The 3,057-nt window shown below is 69.7% G+C and carries 2 protein-coding genes; both read right to left on the minus strand.

What is annotated here, in order from left to right; translation table 11 throughout:
• Positions 1-1,009, minus strand: a 1,009-nt coding sequence (locus MTR62_RS20590; protein ID WP_244024473.1) for a type IV secretion system protein, incomplete at its 3' end; no start/stop codon positions are given.
• Positions 1,010-1,015: 6 nt separating this feature from the next.
• On the minus strand, positions 1,016-3,057 hold a 2,042-nt coding region (locus MTR62_RS20595; RefSeq protein WP_244024475.1), incomplete at its 5' end, for a VirB4 family type IV secretion/conjugal transfer ATPase.

Genomic DNA, 3,057 nt, shown 5'->3' on the forward strand with positions numbered 1-3,057 from the left:
TGGCAGCCGGATTGAGGAAGGTGGCCGGACTGGCGGCCATGACCGGTGCGGGGCCATAGGCCGGGCCGGAGCCGCTCGCGCCGCGCTCGGCGCGCGGGGCGAGGCCGAAGACCTGCCAGGCCGAAACCATCGTGCCCGCGACCTTGAACACCATGACCATCAGCGCGACGTGGACCGCGGCGACCACGAAGAAGGCCATTGCCGCGCGCCCGTCCAGCTCGCCCAGCTGCGCCGAGCTGACCAGCGCGTTGACGATCGGCACCAGCAGTTCGAGGATGATCCCCCCGCCCATGACCACGAACAGCGGGGTAAAGGCGGTCAGCACGACCCCGCGCAGCCAGCCCACGGCAAGCCCGCGCGTGCCCGAAAACAGCCCGAGCAGGACGAACAGCGGCCCCAGCGCGAGCAGCACGCCCAGCGCAATGCGCGCGGTCAGCAGCACCCCCACGGTGCCCAGCAGCAAGAGGATCGCGCCCATCCACATCACCCCTTCGGGCGACATCAGCGAGGCCACGCTCTGCGCGGCCTGCGCCGCGTCCTTGCCGTTCTGCTTGGCGGCATCGGCCGAGCTTTGCGCGGCCTCCCCGATCTGGTTGACGACCCCGAAGACGAGATCAATGCGATCGGCGAAAATCTGCGTCGCCGAACCCTTCGCGCCCATCAGCTGGCCCGCGATCCAGTCCGGCCCGGCGATGGCAAAGCTCCACACCATGCCCTGGTAAGCGATCCAGCTGCTGGTGAAGAGCAGCACCACGCCGATGGTGATCATGCGCGGCACCAGCGCCGAAACGCCAAGGCGCGAGCGCCCGGTCATCAGCAGGATCGCAAAGAGCGCGACGTAGAGCGTCAGCAGGATGGTGACCGCGGGCAGCAGCACGCCGTCGGTGCCGAACAGCCGCCCGAACGCGCTCGCGCCCATTTCGTTGGCCATGCAGTCGACCGCGCGCAACGCCGGGCCGACCCCGTTCGAGGCCTGCTGCGTCAGTTGCTGGCAGATGTCGCTTGCCATGCCCGCTTACTCGGCCGCCTCGGTCCAGCGCGCGCCAGCCGGGGCTGCCGCATCCTCGCCCTCCTCGCCGGTGCCTTCGCCATCCCCCGGCCAGGCCATACCGGTGAGCGGGGTGAACCAGCCGCGCGGGGCATCGCCGTAGCGTTCGCGCAAGGTGTCGAGCTTGCGCACCGTGCTCTCGCGCCCGGACAGCACGGTGAGCACCTCGGGCAGGCCCGAAAGATCGAGCCGGACCACCACCGAGGCATCGCTCTGGCGGATGAGGAAGCAGCGCGAATGCGCGGGCAGCGTGCGGATGACCTCGAGTTCGTGGTGCGAAAGGCCAAAGCCCTCGCAGTAGTCTTCGGGCCGGGCGCGCGAATTGGGCATGAACAGCATCGTCGCGGTCTGTTCGACCAGCGCGGTGGCAATTTTGCTGTCGAGCGCGTCGCGCGCGGACTGGGTGGCAAAGCCAACCAGCGCGTTCCTCTTGCGCAGCGTTTTCAACCAGTCACGGATGCGCGCGGCAAAGACCTCGTCGTCGAGCGCCTTCCACCCCTCATCGATGAGGATCATCGTCGGCTCGCCGTCGAGGCGCTCCTCGATGCGGTGGAACAGGTACATCATGACCGGGGTGCGCAGGCGCGGGTTCTCGAGCAGCGCGGTCATGTCGAAACCCATCACGCGGGTGTCGAGATCGAGCCGGTCGTGCGTGTTGTCGAACAGCCAGCCATGCTCGCCGCTGCCGTTGGGCCCTTGCGCGATCCAGGCGTCGAGCCGCGAGGCGAGATCGCCCGGCTCGGGGCGGCGCGCGCCGGCGAGCAGTTCGCGAAAATGCGACAGGCGGCGCAGCGCGGGGTCGTTGTGGTAGGCCGCATCGACCGCCTGCGCGATCGTCGCCATTTCCTCCGGCCCATGCGCGGCGAGCAGAACGCCGAGCCAGTCGCGCAGGAACGCGCGGTTGGTCTCGCTGTCGGGCAGCGCGAGCGGGTTGAAGCCGGTGGGGTGGCCCGCCGCGATGCGGCTGTAGGTGCCCCCGATGCCGCGCAGGAACACCTCGGCGCCGCGATCCTTGTCGAACAGGATGGTGCGCGGGGCGAACTTCTGCGCCTGCGCGGCGAGGAAGTTCATGACCACCGTCTTGCCCGAACCCGACGGACCGATGACGGTGAAGTTACCAAGGTCGCCCTGGTGGAAGTTGAAGAAGAACGGCGTCGCGCTGGTGGTCGAGAGCAGCGTCACCGCCTCACCCCAGTGGTTGCCGCTGGCCTGGCCGAGAGAGAAGCCGTGGAGCGAGCCGAAGCAGGCCATGTTCGCGCTCGAAATGAGCGAACGGCGCACGAGGAAATCCTCGTTGCCCGGCAGCTGGCCCCAGAACGCGGGTTCCAGGTTCGCGTCCTCGCGCACCGCGACCGCGCCCGCATCGGCGAGCGCCGCCGCGCAGGCCGCGCTGACGTTGTCGAGCGCGTCGAGCGTGTCGGCGCGCACCAGCACCGAGAGATGGTGGTCGCCAAAACCGACCGCGCCGGTCCCCAGCGCGTCGCGCGCGGCAACCATCTCGCCGCGCTCGGCCATGGCTTCCTCGTCCGCCGAACGCAGGCGGCGGATGGCAAGGTCGATCCGTTCGCGCGCGATCTGCCGGTCGGCGGGGGCATAAGTCTCGGTCAGCACCAGTTCGGCGGGCAGGCGCAGCAAACCGTCGGTCAGGCCCGGCCCGGTGGCGTCGGGATAGTCCTTCAGGCTGATCAGCGCGCCGAAGCTGGGCTGTCCGCTCGCGCCGCGCAGTTCGAGCGCATCGAGCCCGAAATTGATCCGCCGGTAGGGCAGCATGTGGCCGATGTCGGTGCCCTCGGCGGGGCGGCGCACCGGCGCCATCTCGCCGTTGTAGAGCGCGCTCAGCAATTCGAGCACTTCCGAGCAGGTCCCGCTCGCGCCCTGGTAATCGCCCAAGAGCCGCGCACCATAGGCGCCGAGCGAGGCAACCATCGCGCTTGCCGCTGCGCGCAGCGCGCGCACGTCGGCCGGATCGGCCGCATCCGCATCCTCGCCGCGCCGTCCGCGCAGCAGCC

Source organism: Novosphingobium organovorum (genome assembly GCF_022832435.1).
Classification (GTDB): Bacteria; Pseudomonadota; Alphaproteobacteria; order Sphingomonadales; family Sphingomonadaceae; genus Novosphingobium; species Novosphingobium organovorum.